We start from the raw sequence: 17,832 nt of genomic DNA, 5'->3' as shown, positions 1-17,832 counted from the left end.
GGGCCGGGTCCAGCACGCCCACGGTGGACCCGGCCCGTCCTCGACCTACCCGCGAGCGCACCGGCCGTCGCCGGGTCCTGCCAAGCCCGGTGCCCTCACCACCCGCAACCTATCGGCGGCCGGCGCGTGCCACCGTTCCGATCCGGTTGACGGCCGCGCCGAGGGCCTGCCGCGCCGCGTCGAGTTCCTGTATCGACGAAAGGAGAAGCTGACCGTTGTCCTCGTCGGCGGCGCGTGCACAGTCCTGGGCACTCTGCTCAAGCTGGGTGATGAACGTCCGCCAGTAGGACTGGGCCTCCGGGTCGGGGATGCGGAAGTAGGCGCGGGCGTCCCGCGCGACCCCGTCGAGGTCCAGGCAGTGGGAGCGCACGACGGAGCTGTCGAGCTTGGGCTTCCCGGAAGCGTCGGGCGTGGGCGCCGCCAGATATTCCGCGAAACCTTTCGATTCGGTCAGGAACCGCTCCAGGAGGTCGCGCCCGCCGTACTGCATCCAGGCGGACACCTGTCTCATCCTGACCTCGGCGGACGCCACCTGTTGGTCGGCGGCGCCCATCCGTTGCGGGGCACTGGCGTCGAATCCCGTCGAACGCTTGGGTGCGGGGTGCGTGACCTCCAGCGCGATGGCTGCCAGCGTTGCGGCGCACAGCACGCCCACACCGACGCGGCGGATGACCAGTCCGCCCCGTCGGGTAACCCGCGACGGTACGTCCGCCGTACGTCGCGCCGTCGAGCGTCGCGCCGCGCGGACTGCCGATACCCCCGCCGTCGCCACCACCGCGGCGATCACGGCGAGTACGGGGCCGGCCTTCAGCACGAACGGGATCTCCTGCCACAGCGCGCCGGCGGGGTGCCGGTCACAGGTCGCCCGGATCGTGCCGAGCAGCCCGAGGCATCCGTCCAGGGAGGCGAGGACCAGCACTCCGGCGGCACCCACCACGATCGCGGTCTGGGCGGCGATGAGCGCCAAGATCAGCCGAAAACGGCTCGCCGACACGCTCGCGACGACGGCGGCGACCATGGCCGCCGCCACGAGGGCCACGAGCACCCAGGCGAGGTAGGTCCAGACGTGGAGGACGCCGCGCTGCCCGGGCAGCGGTTGCCAGGCGTGCAGGTAGGCCAGCACGGCCACGACGGCGACCCAGCATGCCGCCGCCCCGGTCAGCAGGCCCGGCAGCAGCGTCCGCCGCAGCGGCGGCAGAGCACCCCCGGCCGCCTGCGCGTCGTCGACGGCACCGGCCGAGGCGCCGGCCGCCGAGGCGCCGGCCGGGCGGACCGTCCAGGCCAACAGCGGTACGACCCACAGGGCGGCGAGCGCCAACAGTTCGAGAGGGCGGGTGGGCAGGGTGTACAGCAGCGATCCCACCATGGCGAGCACGGACAGGGCGACGCCGTGTTCCGCGATGTCGCCGGGCGCCCGCCCCTGCTCCAGCAGTTGGCGCAGTCCCGCGCTGTCGAACGGCCACCCGTACGCGAAGAGCACGCCGTTGAGCCGCCACCACCCGAACCACGACGACAGCAGCAGACCCGCGGCCGTCAGGGTCAGGACCATGACCAGGCGGTTCGTCCGCCCCTGCCACACCCCGGCCCACAGCTGGGCGCACTGCGCGGTCCACCACGCGAACACCACTCCCACGAGCACGACCAGCAGCAGGACCTCCGGCCGGGTGGGCAGCCACTGGAGAAGCGCGAGGTCACTGATGACCACGTTGCTCGTCGCCATCCCGGCGCCCAGCCACAGCCCTGCCCGCACCCCGGAGGGCACGGCCCGCGCGGTCAGCACGGCATGGGTGACCGCCCGCCACAACACGATGCCCACCGAGCCGGTGACCAGGACCGCCGCGACGAGCGTCATCGCCTGCAGCGCCCAATCCTCGGTAAGGTCACGCGCTCCCAGGATGTCGGCGGCCTGGAAGGTGAACAGCGAGGTGGCGACCCCGGTCAGGAACATCGGCAGTGCCCGTACGCCGAACAGCGCCGCGGGATCCGCCAGCGCGTCCCGACGCAGATCCCAGCGCGGATGGGTCCGCCACAGTTCGACGAAGCGGCCGACGATCCGCCTCAGCCTGCCCCCGACCCGATCCGGTGCCGGGACCGCCCACGCTCGGGGCGCAGCACCCCAGCGCACGGCGGCGAGGTCGGCGTAGACCTCACGGCTGCGCAACACGTCCGACCGGGCCAGGTGGACCAGTCCGACCAGGACGACGGTGAGCAGGAACCCTCGGACGAACATGGGCAGCTCACCGACGAGGAACGGCGATCGCAGGGCGTTGACGAACATGGTTGTGTAGATCGCCAGGTAGGGCAGGAGCACCATGCCGACGAACACCCGCCACAGGGCGACGGTGAGGTAGGTGATCGTGACGTCGCCGTTGCGGATGTGGGCCAGCTCGTGCAGGAGCACCGCCCGGAAGCTGTCGGGGTCGGTGGTCCTGCGGGCGAGCAGGCCACCGTGCAGGCACATCGTCGGCCGGCGGTTGCGGCCGAAGACCACCGCGCCGGTCGAGGCCGCCCCCGGATCCACGACGACCCGCGGCACACGTGCCAGGCCCGCCGCCGCCGCCAGGTCCGCCAACGCGCGCAGGACCTCACCGTCCTGGTCGACCGCGGCCAGCGGGACGACCCGACCGCGCCGTGCCTTCCAGGCCGGCAGGCCGAGGAACAGTACGCCGGCGGCGACCAGCAGCCCGGCCGGCCAGGCAAGGCTCCACCAGCCCGGCACCGACTCGTAGCGGGCCACGCAGGCATCGAAGGCGTCCCCCTGGTCGAGGACGGCGGCGATGGCCGTCAGATCGCTGCTCCGGCTGGGATCCACGCCTGCGGCAAGTGAGCAGCCGTTACCGGACGAGTCACTGAACGTCCAGAGCGTGCTGTCCATCATCGATGAGCTGGCCACCACCAGCAGGGCGATCAGCAACACGAAGCGCAGGGTCGTGCCTGCGGCCACCACCCGCTCCGCGGCCCGCGCATGGGGAGTTTCGGTCACGCTGCCGTCCCCCCGTGCCCGCCACCGTCCGGGCCCGTCGCATCCCGGCAGGGCTCCTCCGGCGCGATCGTCGATGGTGGATTTCTCACGGCGGCACCTCCACACACCACGGTCCGACATGTATACCGGTTGAGCCAGGCATTGACTGTCGGCAATCCGCACAGCCCGGAGCCCGAACGGGCGCGCGAGCCCTCACCAGCGCCGGGACGCACCCCTCGGCGCGGCGGCGGTCAGCGCGGCACCCGTCGCACCCAGCGCCGCTGCCAGGGCGTCTCCACCGCCTGCGGGTGGTAGTGCTCGCGCACCCACGACACCGCCCGATCGGCCGGCAGCCCGTCGAGCACGGCGAGCGCCGCCAGCGCCGTGCCCGTCCGGCCGATCCCGCCCCGGCAGGCCACCTCCACCCGCTCCCCCGCGTACGACCGACGCAACGCCTCCCGCAGCGCGTCCAGCGCGTCGGCCCGGTCGAGCGGCACCAGGAAGTCGGGCCAGCGGATCCGCCGGTGCGCCCACGCCGGAGCCGGGCCCGGCGCGAGCAACAGCGCGAAGTCGGCGGGCGAGGCCGGATCACCGATCCGGCGTCCGCGCACCGCCGATCCGCCCGGCAGTACGACCACCCCGGCGCTGCCGGCCCATCCCGTCACCTCGTCCATGACCCCCATTCTCCAACCGGCCGGAAGGGTCCCCGGCCAGACGGGACGAAGGGGAGCAGACCGGACTGGCCGGGCGGGACCGGGCAAGATGACCGGCTCGGTGGCGCCGACAACGGGGTTTCCAGGGCGCCGGCCACCGCCATGTCGCCCGCCCACAGTTGATCGAGGCAGAGCGACGCGCGCGGGCACGGCGACGGCTCCGACGGGCGGGGACCACCGAACGACCCCGACCAGGCGTTACCCTGACACCATGCAGGGCGTAGCCTCCCCCACCTCGACCGGCGTGGCCTTCCTGGCCCGCCCGGGCCGCCCGGCCGTCGTCACCCCCACCCTGGCCGAGCTGACCGGCCCCACCCGGGGGGTCGTCGAGCTGCCCGTACACCTGATGTGGAACGCCAACCGCAGCTTCGACCTCGGCGATCCGGACGACCTGCTCTGGATGTACGAGAACGTGTTGCGCGAGACCACCCACGCGGGCGAGCTGCGGGAGCTGGTCAACGGTCACCTGCTGCGCCAGGTCTGGCCGATGCTCAACCTTCCGCGTGGGGTCCGCGCGGCGTGGGAGCACCGCCACCGGGTCCTACGGGGCGACGGGGCCCTGCGGGCGGCGTGAGCGACGCCGCCCCGCTCGACGAGTTCTACCGCGAGGTCGCCCGGGTGGCGCTGTCGGCCGCCGGCCGGCACCGGTTCGTCCTCGGCGGCGGCGTCGCGTGGGCCGCGCACGGGCTGGTCTCCCGCCCCACCGAGGACGTGGACCTGTTCGCCGACGTGGAGGGGGCCGCCGCCGCGGCGGCGGCCGGGGTGCGTACGGCGTTGGAGCACGCGGGCTTCGTGGTGGCCGACGCCGATCCGGACAGCGACCTCGCGGAGCTGTTCGCCGGGTTCGACCGGGACATGAAGGACTTCGTGGTGAGCCGGGGACCACGGCAGATCCGGCTGAGCCTGGGCCGGCTCGACCGGTACCGCAGCCCGGTGGTGATGGACCTCGGGCCGGTGATGGACGTGCGGGACCTGGTGGCGAACAAGACGGCGGCGCTGGTCAACCGGCGGGAGGTCCGGGACTTCATCGACGTGGCCGCAGCCGTCGAGCACTATCCGGTGGCGGAGCTGCTCGCCCTGGCCCGGCAGCTCGATTCCGCGCTGGACCCGGTGGACGTCCGGGCCGCGGGCCGCTACCTGGACCGCCTGCCGGACCGGCGGTTCGCCCGGTACGGGCTGGACGCGACGCAGGTGGCCCGGCTGCGGGCCCGGCTGGCCGGCTGGCCCCGCTGAGGTCCGGCACCGCCGCACACCGGCCGGCGGCCGACCCGCCGGGCGGGGCCCGGGGTCGGGACCCCGGCGGTGGCCGGCGTGTTACGCCCAGGTGGCCCGTGCCGCTGGCCGGGTGAAACATCTCGGGCCGCTGTGGCAGGAGTGACGCGGCCTCGTTATGGTGCGCAACGGCGCCTACGAGGCGCGCCCACCCCCACGGAAAGGCACCTAATGACCTCCTCCTCCGGCGCGTCGCGCCGCCAGGTGCTGGCCGTCGCCGCCGCCGCCGCGACCGCACCCCTGATCGCGGGCACGCCCGCGCGGGCGGCCGGGTCGAAGGGCCCGAAGACCTGGGACCTGACGATCCTGGGCACCTCGGACACCCACGGCAACGTCTACAACTGGGACTACTACCAGGACGCCGAGTACGACGACAGCAAGCACAACGACGTCGGCGTCGCGAAGCTGGCCACCCTGGTCAACCAGATCCGGGCCGAGCGCAGGGGCAAGGCGACCCTGGTCCTCGACTCCGGCGACACCATCCAGGGCACGCCGCTGGCCACGTACTACGCGAAGCAGGAGCCGATCACCACCACCGGTGAGACGCACCCGATGGCCAACGCGATGAACATCCTGAGGTACGACGCGGTGACGCTGGGCAACCACGAGTTCAACTACGGCCTGCCCCTGCTGGCCAAGTGGATCAAGCAGCTCGGGTTCCCGGCCCTCGCCGCGAACGCGGTCAACGAGGCGACCGGCAAGCCGGCGTACCTGCCGTACGTGATCAAGGAGGTCCGGCTCGGCGGGCCCGGCGCGCCGAAGCTGAAGGTCGGCATCCTCGGCCTGACCAACCCGGGCGTGGCGATCTGGGACAAGTCCAACGTCGAGGGCAAGCTGGTCTTCGCCGACATGGTGCAGACGGCCGCCAAGTGGGTGCCGGTCATGCGGGCGCGCGGCGCCGACGTCGTCATCGTCTCCGCGCACGGCGGCGACAGCGGCACCTCCAGCTACGGCCCGGAGCTGCCGAACGAGAACCCGTGCACGATGATCGCCGAGCAGGTCCCCGGCATCGACGCGATCCTCTTCGGCCACGCGCACAACGAGGTCGTCGAGAAGTTCGTGACGAACCCGAGGACCGGCGCTCAGGTGCTGCTCTCCGAGCCGTCCAAGTGGGGTCAGCGGCTGACCCGGATGGACTTCACCCTCACCCGGGAGCGGGGCTGCTGGAAGGTGGCCAGCAAGCACGCCACCATGCTGAACACCAACACGGTGGTCGAGGACCCGGCGGTGCTCGCGGCCGTGCGCGGCCAGCACACCAAGACCGTCACGTACGTCAACACGGTGGTCGCCCAGTCGACCGTGGAGCTGTCGGCGGCCAGGTCGCGGTACCAGGACACCCCGATCCTGGACTTCATCAACCACGTCCAGACCGAGGTCGTCACGGACGCGCTGGCCGGCACCGCGTACGCGGGGCTGCCGGTGCTGTCGATCGCGGCGCCGTTCAGCCGCACCGCCGTCTTCCCCGCCGGTGACGTGCGCATCCGCGACGTGGCCGGGCTGTACGTCTTCGACAACACCCTGGAGGCGGTGGTCCTCACCGGCGCCGAGGTGCGGGCCTACCTGGAGTACTCGGCGAAGTACTTCACCACCCTCGCAGTCGGCGCGCCGGTCGACCCGGCGACGATCAGCGACCCGGCCGTCCCGGACTACAACTACGACGTCTTCTCGGGGCTGGACTACGACATCGACATCAGCAGGCCGGTCGGCCAGCGGATCACCCGCCTGGTCCTGCCCGGCGCCGGCACCCCGGTCGCCGACGACGCGCGGTTCGTGGTCGCGGTGAACAACTACCGGCGCAGCGGCGGCGGCAACTTCCCCGGGATCGTGAAGACCCAGGTCTACAACGCGCAGCAGGAGATCCGCCAGCTCCTGATCGACTGGGCGCAGTCCCGGGGCACCATCGACCCGGCCGAGTTCTACGTGCCGAACTGGAAGCTGGTGCGCGAGGGCGTGCCGGTCTTCTGATCCTGGTCCCGCGACGGGCCGTGGGGGGTGACCATCCGCGGCCCGTCGCGGCATCCGGGCCGCCGGATCAGCCGGTGCCGGGACCGAGACGCAGGATCACCCCGCAACTCGCGCCGGCCGGCCCGGGCGAACACAGATCACCGGGTCAGGACGGCAGCCGGGCGGACCTGGCGGGCCGGCGGCAGCCGGTCCAGCAGCGCCAGCGCCGCCCGCACCGGCGCCCGGTTCAGCGTCTCGTCGAAGCTCGCCCGCCCCTGACAGAACCGGACGAACATCCGCCACCCGGCCGGGGTGGCCAGCAGCGCGTGGAAGACGTCCGGCCGGCGGGCGAACACGTCCAGCAGCCGGTGACCGGCCCGCATAGACGGCACCAGGTCCCGGTCGACGGCACGCGGATAGTCGTCCAACTCGCCTTCGACGACCGCCGCGCCGGCCAGCGCGCCGGAGCGCAGCGCGTAGCTGATCCCCTCCCGGCTCCACGGCTCCAGCAGGCCGGCCGCGTCCCCGGCCACCAGCACCCGGCCGCGGCGCAGCGGCGAGTCGTCGGCGCGGCACCGGGTCAGGTGCCCGGAGTCGTGCTCCGGGGTCGCCCCGGACAGGCCCAGCCGGTCGACGAAGTCACGCAGGTACTCCCGGGTCCGCTCCCCCTCGCCCCGGCCGGCGATCACCCCGACGGTGAGCCGGTCGCCCTTCGGGAACACCCACGCGTACGAGCCGGGGATCGCCCCCCAGTCCAGCAGCAGCCGGCCGCGCCACCGGCGCTGCTCCTCCTCGGGCACCGGAAGCTCCAGTTCCAGCCCCAGGTCCACCTGCCGGTACCGGACGCCGACGTGCCGCGCGGTCACCCCGGAGGAACCGTCCGCGCCGATCACCGTACGGGCCCGCACGGTGTCGCCGTCGGCGAGCCGCAGGCGTACCTCGTCGGGGTCCTGCTCCAGGGCGCGGACGGCGACCCGCTCGCGCACCTCGGCCCCGGCGGCGACCGCCGCGGCGCGCAGCCGGTCGTCGAACTCGTCGCGGCGCACCATCGCCACCAGGTGCCCGCCGACGTGCCGGCGGGTGAACTCGCGTCGCCCGTCCCGGGTGAACGTCACCCGGTCCACCCGGTCGTGCGCCGGCACGTCGATCCGGTCACCGACCGCCGCGAGGGAGGTGCCGATCAGGCCACCCCCACAGGTCTTGTACCGGGGGTGTGCGGCCCGCTCGACGACCAGGGTGCGCAGCCCGGCGCGCGCCGCGACGTGGGCGGCGGAGAGCCCGGCGGGGCCGCCACCGACGACAGCGAGGTCCCAGATGATCACGGATGCAGCCTAGGGTACGGCCCGGCGGAAAGCCGGGCGGCGCAGCGGGTACAGGCCGGCGGGAACCCCACGATCGGGCGGGCATCAACGGCGGGGCGGCGGGTAACCGCGCAGCGCAGTCCCGCCCCCCAGCCGGGCGGTCACGCTGAGGAGGAAGTCATGCAGCAGGTACGGCTGACGGACGTCGAGGAGCGGGTCTACCAGGCGGTGGCCGCGCTGGAGGCCCGTGGGCAGGTCCCCTATCCCGACATGATCGCGCAGGAGTCCGGGTTGCCCCAGGACCAGATCCACGCGCCGCTGCACATGCTGACCGAGAAGAACCTCCTGCACCGGGAGGACTCCCCCATGGCGGGGCTGGACTTCGGCCCGCGCTGGTGCGCCCGCCAGATGGCGTGAACCGCCGCGAGGCGTCGGTTTGCCCCCGGGGGGCCCGGGTAGCGGTCAGGGATGCGTGATCGACGGCCGACGGGGGACACCACCATGAGCCCAGGGCGGCCGGACCGGCCGGCGGACGTGGCCGGCGGGACCGGCAACGCCGACAACCGGCGGCGCTGGCAGGCTCTCGGGGTCGGCCTGGTCGCCGCCTTCATGACGCTGCTCGACGTGAGCATCGTCAACGTCGCCGTGCCGTCCATCGACCGGGCGCTCGGCGCGACCCCGAGCGACCTGCAGTGGATCCTGTCCGGGTACGCGCTCACCTTCGGCCTGATGCTGGTGCCGGCCGGACGGTTCGGCGACGCCCGGGGCCGCCGCAACGCGTTCGTCCTGGGGATCGCCCTGTTCACGCTGACCAGCGCCCTTGCCGGGCTGGCCCGCTCGCCCGGGTGGCTGATCGCCGCCCGACTGGTGCAGGGCGCTGCCGCCGGCATCGTCAACCCGCAGGTCACCGGCCTGATCCAGCAGTTGTTCCGGGGCCCCGAGCGGGGCCGGCCGTTCGGCCTGCTCGGCGCCACGATCGGCATCTCCACCGCCGTCGGCCCACTGCTGGGCGGGCTGCTGATCGAGGCGGGCGGCGAACAGCACGGCTGGCGGTGGGTCTTCTTCGTCAACGTACCGGTCGGGATCGTCGCGGTGCTGCTCGGCTGGCGGCTGCTGCCCGGCCGGCCGGCCGGCGCGGCCCGGCACCGGCTCGACCCGGTCGGGGTGCTGCTGCTCGGCGTCGGCGTGGTGCTCCTGCTGCTGCCGCTGGTCCAGCGGGAACAGTGGCGCAGCCCGTGGAAGTGGGCGCTGATCCCCGCCGGGCTGGTCGTGCTCGCCGGCTTCGGCCTCTGGGAGCGGTGGTACGCCCGGCACGAGACGCCGCTGTTCGACCTCGGGCTGTTCAGGTTCCGGTCGTACACCCTGGGGTCGCTGATCGCGACGGTCTACTTCGGCGGCTTCACCGCGATCTTCTTCGTCTTCACCCTGTACCTACAGATCGGCCTCGGCTACAGCGCGCTGGTGGCCGGCCTGGCCATCACGCCGTTCGCCCTCGGCTCGGCCGTCGCGTCCGCGCTGGGCGGGCGGATCGTCAACCGGTACGGCCGCCCACTGGTCGCCGTGGGCCTGCTCGTCGTGGTCCTCGGCCTCGGCGCGGTGGTGGTCGTGCTGCGCGGCGGCCCGCACGGGTCGGTGCCCGTGCTCACGGCGGCGCCGTTGCTGATCGCCGGGCTGGGCAGCGGCCTGGTCATCACCCCGAACCAGACCCTCACCCTGTCCCAGGTGCCGGTGGCGCAGGCGGGCGGGGGCGCGGGGATGCTCCAGACCGGCCAGCGGATCGGCGCCGCCGCCGGCATCGCGGCGGTCGGCGCGGTCTTCTTCTCGTCCCTGGCGGGCGCGGGCGGAAACTGGTCGACGGCGTTCCGGAACGCGCTGCTGCTGGCGGCCGGCATCATCGTGCTCGCCCTGATCGCCGCCCTGATCGACATTCACCGCAGCCGCCGGGCCCCCACGCCCACCACCCAGCACTGACCACCCCGCCGCAGGCCCACCCACCGGCAACGCCCCTTCCCCGAAGCGCAGACGCCGCTGGCCGGTCCCCGGGGTGTCGGGGACCGGCCAGCGACCTCTTCAGCGGTACGGGTCAGCTGTTCCAGTGTTCGGCGACGAGGTCGGCGGCCTGCTGTTCCCACTGCGCGTACGCGTCGGGGTACGCCGACACCTGCACCGTCTGCGCGGCCTCGGTCAGCGGCATGTCCCGCCACCCGTCGACCTGCTTGAGGCCCTTGAGGAACGCCAGGGTCGAGTGCTCGGGGTCGGTGATCTGCTCCGGCGAACCCCAGCCGCTGGAGGGGCGCTGCTGGAACAGGCCCAGGGAGTCGTGGTCGTTGCGGTCGCCCAGGTGGCCCAGGTTCTCCAGCTTCGACTCCTGCAACGCGGTGCCGACCGAGATGACGGCGGCGCGCTCGTCCAGGCCGGCCTTCTTCGTCGCGGCGATGATCGCCTTGACGTTGGCGGTCTGCTCACCGTCAAGCGTGATACGCGACTGCTCGCCCCGCACGCCGTGCGGGATCAGCTTGCCCTTGTCCACGCCCGGCTTGTCCACACCCGGCTTGTCGGCCTGCACGGCGACAGCGACGGGCTTGGCATCAACGGCAGTCGGGCTGGTGGTGGTGTGGTGCAGGGGACCGGCGGCCAGACCACCGGCGAACGCGAGACCAGCGATACCGAGAACGCTCTTACGCATGATCGTGTTCATGGGGGTGACTCCAATTCGGGGGTCGACACACCAACACCCCACGGGGGCAGGGCGGGCATGTGAGCACCACGTCGAGGCGCCCAAGAAGATCAAAAAGGGGGAGATCCATCCGGCACCGGCCTGCGAAGGCTCGTGGCGCCGGGTCCAGATGTAACGACCGACAGCCGGCCCGCATTCCATCCCGGTCAGCAGCACACCGCTACTCGATCGTCCGCCATGTGTAACGCCCCCACCCACCCCCATGTTCCACCCCCGCCATGCCCCCGCTCACACCCCCACCCCCGGCCTCTCGCGGTGATCAAGAGGTTTGCGTCGGCATCCGGGCACAAACCTGACGCAAACCTCTTGATCACCGCCGCCGAAGGCGGACGGACGGCGCGGGGGAGGTGCGGCCGGGGGTGGTGCGGACCGGCGGGGTGCGGGTGGGGTTTGTGGGGGCGGTGGGGCGTGTCCGGCGGGCAAGGCGGGGCGCGGACGGGTGGGGCCCGCCGTGCCCGGCGCAGGGATCAAGCCTGACCGCCCGGAGCCGGGCACGGCGGGCCCCACCCCCACCGCAACCACCCGACAACGCCGAGCCACACTCCCACCACCACTCTCAGCCGACGACGGCGAAGCCCGACCGGCGACGGCGCAGCACCGCCGACGCCGGCGAGCCACAGCCCACGACGGCGCAGCACAGCGACGACGGGCAAGCTGCGTGACGGTGCCCGCCGGGGTACAACCCGGCGGGCACCGTCACGCGGTAGCTCGGGCACTGCCCGGCTCAGGGACGGTCAGCGCGTCGACCCCATGCCGAAGCGGTGCCGACGACGCCAGGCCAGCCCGCCGAGCATCAGCACCACACCGGCACCGACCAGCCCACCACCGACGGCCAGTGGCGTGCTGATGTTGCCACCGGTCACGGGCAGCCCGCCGTTGTGCGGTGGCTTGTGGGTCGGCGTCGGCTGGTGGCGTGCGAGCACGGTCAGGGTCGCGGTGGCCGTCCTGCCCGTGCTGAGACCGACGGCCGTGAACGTGAGTCGGCCGGTGACGCTCGGCGTGTAGGGAACGGAGTATTCCCCCGCCGCGTCGGCCTGCGCCGTGAACTGCATCGGCGCCGCCGCCTGGTAGGCCACCGGAGCCATCGCGACGGTGCTGCCGTCGCTGCGGCGGGCCGGTGCCTGACCGGGCAGGCCGGCGGCGAGCGGCGACACCGACACGGTGAGCTCGACGGTCTCGTTCGGCCCGAACCCGGCACCGGTCAGGGTGACGGTCTGACCGATGACGATCGTTGACGGGTCGATCGTCAGCGCCGGGGGCTGCGGCGGGTACGGTGACGGCTGTTGTGGGCCGGACGGCGACGGTGTCGGCTGCGGCTGCGCCGCCCCCGCCGCGGTCGGCGCGGCCACGACGGCAAGGCCGACCGTGAGCGCCATGATGATGCGGGATAGCCGCATGATTGGTTCCCTCCTACTGGTCACAGTGTGGTGCGGACTTAACTTGGGTGGTCCATGGGGTGGCGGTCGGGGTGAGCCAGAGGTCGGCGTCGCCGATGCCGGTCCTGCCGGTCAGCACGTCGACCTCGAGGGTCCGGGTGGCGCCGGGGCGCACCTCGACGTTGGCGATGACGACCTGTCGCCGCCGTTCGACGCCGCTGCCGACCCGCAGGTCGGCTCCGTCGAGCCGGCTGGCGAGCACCGCGCCGCCGGCCGGGCTGTAGACGGAGACCAGGGTGCGGGCCGTGTAGGGGTCCCCAGCCAGGCCCAGGCCGAGGACGGAGGGGGAGAGCCCCTTGGCGGGGGCGGTCGAGTGGAGCGTGAAGCTCAGTCGTAGCTGCCGGCGGCCGTCGGGGCGGCACTCCCCCACGGCCAGCGTCGCCGACGGCCGCAGGTAGTAACCGAGCTTCGCGCCGCTGCCGTCGTTGAGAAACACGCCGACGGTGGGCGTGGTCTCCTGCTCGGGCAGCACCCCGCCCAACCGGTTGCCGGCGATGATCCGCTGCTCGGCCGGGTGGGCGCTCCAGAACAGGATCCGCCGCTCGTCCATGGCACGGTCCAGTGCGGACAGCAACGCCCGGGGGTTCACCTCCCGGGTGAAGAAGGTGCCGAACACCGCCGCCGCGGAGGCCGCGAAGAACTCGTCCTGCCCGGCCTGGTCCAGCCGCTGGTACGTGTCGGAGAGCAGGGTGTGCACCACCTTGTCGCCGACCAGGGTGGCGTTGCCCGGCACGGGCACCGGTCCGGTGGCCTTGAGCAGGTACGACAGCACCACCGGGTCGACCGCGAGCACCCCGTCGACCGTGCTGCCGCTGCGCTTGCGGTACATCTCCCGGAAGAGCGCGGCGGCGGTCGGGAAGTGCGGGGTCAGGTTGACGTCCGCCGGGTACGTCCCGACCAGGTCGGTGTAGAGGTTGCGGACCTCGGCGCTCACCTTCGCGGACAGGTCGAAGTGGCCCAGGCTGCTGGCGGCGGCCTGGGCGCCCATCCGGAGCCGGCCGTCCTCGGCCCGGATGACCGCGTACGCGCCGAACATGCCGCCGGTGGCGCGCAGTTCCGCCGGGTTCTGCGACACCAGCAGGTAGCTGCGCGGCCCGTCCGCGCCGAGCAGGGTCGGCAGCAGGCGGGCGGCCTGGTCGGCGGCCCGGGTCAGCGCGGCCAGCCGGCCGATCTCGGCGCGCAGGTCGGTCACGGCCTGCCGGACCTGGTCGACCAGTCCGGCGCTGGGCACGGCGGCAAGTCGGGCGTTGGTGCGCCGGACGACCTCGTCGGTGTCGGTGAGCTGGGCCGAGACGGCCCGGAGCCGGTTGACGTCCAGCCGTCCCTTGCCGGGCAGCAGGGTGGACAGGTCGGTGCGCAGCAGGGCGGGGAACGCGTCCCGGGCGAGTTCGTCGACGGCCACCGCGATCTCGCGGACCGCGGCGAGGTCGTCCCCGGCGTACGGTGCGTGCCGCCCGACCCACCAGCCCGGGTCGCCGGTGGCGGCGCGGGCGGCGGCGGCCTGCTCCTGGAGCGCGGCGAGGGTGCGGTGCGCCCGGTCGGCGTCGGCGCCGACCACCTCGGTGCTGAGCTGCCGCGCCAGCCCGGCGGCGTTGAGCAGGTGGGCCCGGGCCTGCCAGCCGCGGAAGCCGACCCAGCCGCCGCCCAGCAGGACGAGCGACCCGACGATCAGGCCGGTGAGCAGGACGCGGCGCACCCGCGCCCTGGTGCGCCGTCGGGATCTTCGCCGACGACGGTGGGGCCGCACACTGTCGCTCACACCTGCTCCCGTCAACAAAGCGGACAGAAATGACGATTCATCATTTTCTAGCACGCATCGTACAAGTCATGTCGGAGTATCGCGGTTTTTCAGGCCTGGAGTCGCGTACGAGGACTTTCCTCCGGCGAGTCCGAATCGCCGCGTCGCGCGACGACCTCGTGCAGCAACTCCTCGACCCGGTCCACCCCGCCGCGCGTGGACATGTCACGCAGGTAGGCCTCCCGGCCGCGCCGCCCCATCTCCAACCGCGCCGGGGGCGGGATGGTGGCGGCCAGCCAGAACCGGTCGGCCAGGGTGGCCCAGTCCTCCGGCGGGCAGGACAGCCCGGCCCGGGCCCGTTCCACGATCTCCACGGTGTCGCCCCCGGCGGAGGCCACCACCGGCGAGGCGGAGCTGAACGCCGCCTGGAGCTTGCCGGGGACGCTCCCGCGCAGCTCCGGCAGATCACGCAGCATCAATAGCTGGTAGTCCGCGGCGGCGTACAGGTCGGACATCTCCAGCGGCGACCGACGCGCGACGAACCGGACGTTGCGGGCCCCCAACTCCTCGGCGAGCCCCCGGACCCGCCCCTCGTCGGGGCCCGAGCCGACCAGGACCAAATCCATCGTGCCGCGCAGCGGGGCGGCGGCCCGGACCGCCGTCTCCAGGCCCTGCCGGGCGCCGATGGTGCCGGCGTACATCACCGCGCAGCGGCCGTCGCCCCGGACCAGCCGGCGGGCCTCCCTGGTCGGCTCGGCGGGGCGGAACAGCCGCTCGTCGGTCCAGTTGAGCACCACCCGCACCCGGTCCGCGTCGGCGCCACCGGCGACCACCAGGTCACGCATGGCGGGGGCGGCGACCGCGACCAGGTCGGCGCGGCGGTAGAGCCGACGGGTGGCCGCGGCGAGCCGGCCGGCCCAGGGACGGGCCACCTCCGCCGGCCCGGGCAGCTCCGGATACACGTCCTGGACGTGCAGCAGCGTCGGAACCCCACCCAGCAGGCGCAGCAGCCCGACCGCGGCGAAGGTCGCCGGCGGTAGCTGGTGGACGTACAGGGCGTCGACGCCGGCAAGCTGCCCCCGGCCGATCGTCCCGGCGCTGGCGGCGAAGGACAGCCAGCTCGCCATCCGGGCCCGGACGGAGGCGTCCCCACCGGTCCACCGCGGCACCCGGCGCACGGTCAGCCGCTCACTGCGGCTCTCGTAGCGCCACCGCTGCCGCCAGCCCGGATAGGCGTGGCCGCCCGGGTAGTCGGGAAAGCCGGTCAGCACGCGGACCTCGTGGCCGCGGGCGGCCAGCTCCTCCGCCAGGCTGCCGGGGATGAACGCCGGCTCCGGCGGGAAGTGGTACGCCAGGATGCCGATCCTCACCGGACACCCCCGCCCCGAAGGTCACCTTCCGGCGCGGCGCGGACACCCTGCGCGGTGTCGCCCGCGTACGATGCCGGCAGCGCGCCGCCCACCGGTGCCGCCTCGGCCCACACCGTCGCGGCACGGGGCCGTCCCGGCACCGCGAGGGCGCCGGGCCGCCGCGCGACCACACCGCTGGGAGAGTCTCCGATGGCCGACCGGATCCTGTTCGTCTGCCACGCCAACCTGTGCCGCTCGCCGATGGCCGAGTACCTGGCCGGTTGGCTGCTGGCGAAGCTGCCGGTCGAAGTGGCCAGCGCCGGCACGGCCGCCGTGGACGGCCGGCCGATGCATCCGTACGCGGCGCAGGTGGCCGCCGGGACCGGGCGGGATCCGGCGGCCTTCCGCAGCCGGGCGCTGACCGCCGGCCAGTTGGCCGACGCCGCGCTGGTGCTGACCGCGACCCGCCGCCAGCGGGCGGCCTGTGTGTCCCTGGCCCCCGCCGCGCTGCACCGCACCTTCACCCTGCGCCAGTTCGGTCGGCTCGCCGGGCTGGCCGACGCGCCGGACACCACGGACGCCGGGGCGCTGCGCGCGGCGACGCGGGCGGCGGCCCAGGCCCGGGGGAGATTGCAGCCGACCACCCCGGCCGAGGACGACCTCGGCGACCCGATCGGTGGCACGCCGATGGACTTCCGGCGCTGCGCGCGGGAGATCGAGCGGTCGTTGACACCGGTCGCGGCGCTCATCGACGCAGCCGGGTGAGTTCCTGCGTCGGGTCGGCGGTCTGCTCCTGACCGAAGAACCCGTTGCTGTTGGCGGTCGCCGGGGGGGCCGTCCGCTCGGCCGGGGCGGCGTGCGCGGGGGCTACGTCGATCCGGTAGCTCTCGTACTGGTCGGTCTCGGCGCGGCCGAGCTTGGCCATGTTGAGCACGCAGCCGAGCAGCCGGACGGAGACCGACTGGAGCGCCTGCGCGGCGGCGGCGACCTGGCCGCGGTCGGTGCGCCCGTACCGGCTGACCACCAGTGCCCCGTCGGCCTGGACGGCCACCACGACGCCGTCGGTGACGGTCCGCAGCGGGGCGGTGTCGATGACGACGATGTCCGCCGACTCCCGCAGCACCAGCAGCAGGTCCGCCATCGCCTTTGAGCCGAGCAGCTCGCTGGGGTTGGGCGGGACCGATCCGGCGGGCAGCACCAGCAGCGACCTGTCGCCCCACCGCTGCACCACGTCGCCGACGCTGACGTCGCCCAGCAGCACGTCGGTCAGCCCGACACTCGCCTCCAGGTTCAGGTACTCGGCCACCTTCGGGCGGCGCAGGTCGGCGTCGACCAGCGCGACCCGCCAGCCGGCCTCGGCGAGCGCGATGGCCAGGTTGCAGGAGAGGGTGGTCTTCCCCTCCCCCTGCAGCGCGCTGGTCACGGCGATAACCCGGGCCGGTTCGTGGACGTCGACGAAGCGCAGGTTCGTCCGCAGCTTGCGGACCGCCTCGGCGCGGGGCGAGTTGGCCGCGTCCCCGACGATCAGCGGCGCGGTGCGCGCGACGGGGTCGAACGGGATCTCACCGAGCAGCGGGCTGCCGGTGGCGCGCTGGAGGCCGACCGCGTCGCGCAGCCGGGTGTCGAACCGGGTCCGGAGCACGGCCAGACCGAGGCCGGCGAGCAGGCCGGCGAGCGCGCCGACGGAGAGGTTGAGCGCCGGCCTGGGCGACACCGGGGCGGAGCCGACCCGGGGTCCGCTGATCACCTCCACCTTGATCGGGGCGGCCCCTCCCCCGGCAGGGGTCTCCACCGCCTTGACCAGCTCGACGAACTGGGTGGAGACCGCCTCGGTCAGCCGCAGCGCCCGCGTCGCGTCGGTGTCGGTGACGGTGCCGCGCAGCAGGACGGTGTCGGGGATGGTGCTGGCGTTGATCCTGGCCTGCACCTCCTCCGCCGTGAGCCCCAGCGGGTTCTTCGCCACGACGCTCTGCGCCAGCCGGTCGCTCTCCAGCAGGTCGGCGTACGACTTGACGCGCTGCTGCATGAAGATGCCGCCCTGGTACGCCTCGCTGACCCCCTGGTTGGGGACGGTGACGAAGTAGGTCACCGAGGCGACGTACCGGGGCTTCGTCTGGACCGTGACCAGCGCGGCCACGCCGAGGCTCACCATGACGACGAGCAGGACCAACCACCAGCTACGTCGAACGGCCCGGAGGTAATCGCGAACGTCCATCAGCCGGGAAGCCCCCGTCCGGTCCGTGTGGTCGACATGTCAAGCACAAGAGCTCCTCAGCAGTCACGGGGCGGTCACCGGCTCCGACAGCCCCACCCAGCGCATTCGGTTCCACCGACTGTAGAGGAGGTAAGCGGTCGAAATACCACAAACAGCCCATTCAGC

14 protein-coding genes are annotated in these 17,832 nt (G+C 73.5%); 6 read left to right on the top strand and 8 right to left on the bottom strand.

What is annotated here, in order from left to right; genetic code table 11:
- Positions 1-109: 109 nt before the first annotated feature.
- Together OOK41_RS17840 and OOK41_RS17835 are read right to left on the bottom strand one after the other, a co-directional pair.
- A complete protein-coding gene (locus OOK41_RS17840; RefSeq protein WP_266266010.1) occupies positions 110-2,983 on the bottom strand; it encodes a M56 family metallopeptidase in 2,874 nt (957 codons plus the stop codon).
- Positions 2,984-3,213: 230 nt separating this feature from the next.
- Positions 3,214-3,636, bottom strand: coding sequence for a protein-tyrosine phosphatase family protein (locus OOK41_RS17835; protein ID WP_117669164.1), 423 nt, complete (start codon positions 3,634-3,636; stop codon positions 3,214-3,216).
- A 250-nt stretch (positions 3,637-3,886) separates the two neighbouring features.
- Here OOK41_RS17835 and OOK41_RS17830 point away from each other — a divergent pair, with 250 nt between their 5' ends.
- The 3 genes from OOK41_RS17830 to OOK41_RS17820 all read left to right on the top strand — a co-directional run bounded on the left by OOK41_RS17830 (position 3,887) and on the right by OOK41_RS17820 (position 6,912).
- Positions 3,887-4,249 (top strand): hypothetical protein, encoded by a 363-nt coding sequence (locus tag OOK41_RS17830; RefSeq protein ID WP_266266009.1) that lies wholly within the window; start codon positions 3,887-3,889, stop codon positions 4,247-4,249.
- Entirely contained in the window at positions 4,246-4,908 is a 663-nt protein-coding gene (locus OOK41_RS17825; protein ID WP_117669137.1) for a nucleotidyl transferase AbiEii/AbiGii toxin family protein, read from the top strand. The genes OOK41_RS17830 and OOK41_RS17825 overlap by 4 nt, the downstream gene beginning before the upstream one ends.
- A gap of 210 nt (positions 4,909-5,118) precedes the next feature.
- The gene (locus tag OOK41_RS17820) at positions 5,119-6,912 is read left to right on the top strand and encodes a bifunctional UDP-sugar hydrolase/5'-nucleotidase (protein WP_266266008.1); all 1,794 of its coding nucleotides are present in this window, start codon (positions 5,119-5,121) and stop codon (positions 6,910-6,912) included.
- Positions 6,913-7,049: 137 nt separating this feature from the next.
- Here the strand turns inward: OOK41_RS17820 and OOK41_RS17815 are convergent, their stop codons facing one another.
- Positions 7,050-8,213: a geranylgeranyl reductase family protein gene (locus tag OOK41_RS17815; protein ID WP_266266007.1), complete on the bottom strand. Its 1,164-nt coding sequence runs from the start codon at positions 8,211-8,213 to the stop codon at positions 7,050-7,052.
- A 159-nt stretch (positions 8,214-8,372) separates the two neighbouring features.
- Between OOK41_RS17815 and OOK41_RS17810 the strand changes: the two genes are divergently transcribed.
- A complete protein-coding gene (locus OOK41_RS17810) occupies positions 8,373-8,609 on the top strand; it encodes a hypothetical protein (protein ID WP_117669140.1) in 237 nt (78 codons plus the stop codon).
- 84 nt (positions 8,610-8,693) lie between these two features.
- The gene (locus tag OOK41_RS17805) at positions 8,694-10,163 is read left to right on the top strand and encodes an MFS transporter (protein WP_266266006.1); all 1,470 of its coding nucleotides are present in this window, start codon (positions 8,694-8,696) and stop codon (positions 10,161-10,163) included.
- Between the two features lie 112 nt (positions 10,164-10,275).
- Here the strand turns inward: OOK41_RS17805 and OOK41_RS17800 are convergent, their stop codons facing one another.
- The 4 genes from OOK41_RS17800 to OOK41_RS17785 all read right to left on the bottom strand — a co-directional run bounded on the left by OOK41_RS17800 (position 10,276) and on the right by OOK41_RS17785 (position 15,473).
- Positions 10,276-10,890, bottom strand: coding sequence for a hypothetical protein (locus OOK41_RS17800; protein ID WP_266266005.1), 615 nt, complete (start codon positions 10,888-10,890; stop codon positions 10,276-10,278).
- 773 nt (positions 10,891-11,663) lie between these two features.
- A complete protein-coding gene (locus tag OOK41_RS17795; protein ID WP_266266004.1) occupies positions 11,664-12,326 on the bottom strand; it encodes a hypothetical protein in 663 nt (220 codons plus the stop codon).
- 13 nt (positions 12,327-12,339) lie between these two features.
- A complete protein-coding gene (locus OOK41_RS17790; protein ID WP_266266003.1) occupies positions 12,340-14,061 on the bottom strand; it encodes a DUF4012 domain-containing protein in 1,722 nt (573 codons plus the stop codon).
- Positions 14,062-14,213: 152 nt separating this feature from the next.
- On the bottom strand, positions 14,214-15,473 hold the full coding sequence (locus OOK41_RS17785) for a glycosyltransferase family 4 protein (RefSeq protein ID WP_266266002.1): 1,260 nt from the start codon (positions 15,471-15,473) through the stop codon (positions 14,214-14,216).
- Between the two features lie 189 nt (positions 15,474-15,662).
- Here OOK41_RS17785 and OOK41_RS17780 point away from each other — a divergent pair, with 189 nt between their 5' ends.
- Positions 15,663-16,217: a low molecular weight phosphatase family protein gene (locus OOK41_RS17780; RefSeq protein WP_266266001.1), complete on the top strand. Its 555-nt coding sequence runs from the start codon at positions 15,663-15,665 to the stop codon at positions 16,215-16,217.
- On the opposite strand, the gene OOK41_RS17775 is transcribed toward OOK41_RS17780, so the two are convergent.
- A complete protein-coding gene (locus OOK41_RS17775) occupies positions 16,198-17,667 on the bottom strand; it encodes a polysaccharide biosynthesis tyrosine autokinase (protein ID WP_266266000.1) in 1,470 nt (489 codons plus the stop codon). The genes OOK41_RS17780 and OOK41_RS17775 overlap by 20 nt on opposite strands.
- Between the last annotated feature and the right edge of the window lie 165 nt (positions 17,668-17,832).

The sequence above is a fragment of the Micromonospora sp. NBC_01655 genome (assembly GCF_026339755.1).
GTDB lineage: Bacteria > Actinomycetota > Actinomycetes > Mycobacteriales > Micromonosporaceae > Micromonospora.
This window is presented reverse-complemented; position numbering and strand designations above follow the sequence as displayed.